Source organism: Agarivorans sp. (assembly GCF_050295395.1).
GTDB lineage: Bacteria > Pseudomonadota > Gammaproteobacteria > Enterobacterales > Celerinatantimonadaceae > Agarivorans.
Window position 1 is genome coordinate 1 of the sequence record NZ_JBNKPP010000277.1, and the last position, 1,843, is coordinate 1,843.

Consider the following 1,843-nt stretch of genomic DNA (forward strand, 5'->3'; position numbering starts at 1 on the left):
GCCGCTCTATATAGAGCTAAACACTGACCAGCTTAGCAACGGGTAAAACACCGCGCAGAGGCTAATAACCAAAGCGTGTCGCCTCAAACCTATTCAAAATGCGATGCACTAGGTAACACACAAACAAAGTGATAATCACCGCCACTACAATGCTACTAACCCGATATAAGGCACTAAAGATAATGTCTTGATTGGGGCTCAAGTACTGGCCAAACAAAATCCCCAAGGTGGTTAAGCCACCAAAGCCTAGGCCGGGTACGCCGCCCTCTTTGGCATGCACATAACTAAACATGAGCAAACCAATCCACAACAATAGCGACACCAGTAGCAGTTGATCAGACCAATTGTAAAGCAAGAGCTGACTCGCTACGCCGAAGGTCACCCCCAGCGTCACACCCATCACCCGCTTACGGGCATAGCTAAGAGCGCCATTCCAATGCAAAGGAAAGAGCAACAACAGCGTTGTAGCCTGAGCTGACAGCGAATCGTTTAAGTTAAACACTTGAAAAACAACAAAGGACAAGGTCGCCACCGTTGCCCCTAACAAAGCTTCATGACGACGGCGATGCCCTGGTTTTGGCGCGGGAGCGGCAGGCGCTGCAGCTGGTTTTGGGTTAACGGGACGGTCGGGGATAACATGTACTAGCGCTAGGGCTATCAGCAAGGCTACTACATTGGCCCAAATATTCACCGCAATCATGCCGTTCAGATCAACCGAACTATAGCTGGCAAAGTGCAGCATAATGCTTAAATTAAGCACTCCAGTGGAGCCAAATAGAAACAAGCTACCGCCCGACATACAAGCAAACTTATAAACAAACAGCAAAAAAGCCAGCATGGTCATCAGTAAGGGATGAGAACTAAAAATAGCCGCCAGCAAACCCACTTCTAGACCACTCACCACCGCAGCCGCCAAACTTTGGCGCACAATGTTAGCATTTATCTTGGCTACCGCACCCAATAACAAGATTGGCGTGACCACGAAAAACACACCAAAATCCAATTCAAAAAACTTACAGAAAACAAAGCCGAAGCTAGCGCCTAAAGACACCCTTAGGCCTCGGCGCATGGCATTTTCAGTTAAAGGCTGATGCCATAGTTGCATAGGGCCTCCAGCTTAATAGATGTAGTGTAATAGGCTCAAAAACTTCAGCTGTAAGCGAGCCAAATAAGCAAACACGGGCTGCTGAGGCAGTAGCTGAACAGTGGCTTTAGCGCCAGAAGGCAAAAACTGAGCGTCGGCTTGTTTGACCGCCAAATGCAAGCGCATCCGCTGTGCGTCACGCACCCAACGATTAGAATTAGCGGGTGTAGCTAAACGGCCGTTGGCGTCGAATTGTCCATCGCTTACCCCGGCATCCATCCCCACCACTTCGGCTTGATAAAGCGTTCCGGGTTGACTATCAAAGGTAACTAAAGCGGGGCTACCGTTCACTGCGTAACGGGAACTTTTTTCCCTAAAATCGGCAATCACTTCCGACTCAGAAGACACTAAGGCAAGTAAAGGCTGACCGGCGTTGGCATAGGCCCCCACCGCCAATTGCACATTGGTGACTACTCCATCTTGCTCGGCTCTAACTTGGGTATAAGACAGATTCAAACGTGCTTGTTTCAGTTGGTTTTGCGCAACCTGCAAATTCAAGTTGTTCTCGCCCAACTTACCGCGATTTACCTGTAACTGTTTAAGGCGAGCTTCAGCGGCCAATAATTTAGCGCGTTCGGCTATCGCAGCACTCTGGGCATCATCACGCTGTTGTTGAGAAACACTATGACTAGTGAACAAAGCCGCTAAACGTTGCGCATATTGCTGCTTCTGTTGATAAACAATTTTAATCGCATCCAC

General features: G+C 48.8%; 2 protein-coding genes. Both read right to left on the bottom strand.

The window, feature by feature from the left end; genetic code table 11:
• Nucleotides 1-61: 61 nt before the first annotated feature.
• Nucleotides 62-1,105, bottom strand: a complete 1,044-nt coding sequence (locus tag ACQY6Q_RS16500) for a DUF2955 domain-containing protein (protein WP_427983122.1) — start codon at nucleotides 1,103-1,105, stop codon at nucleotides 62-64.
• 12 nt (nucleotides 1,106-1,117) lie between these two features.
• On the bottom strand, nucleotides 1,118-1,843 hold a 726-nt coding region (locus tag ACQY6Q_RS16505), incomplete at its 5' end, for an HlyD family secretion protein (protein ID WP_427983124.1).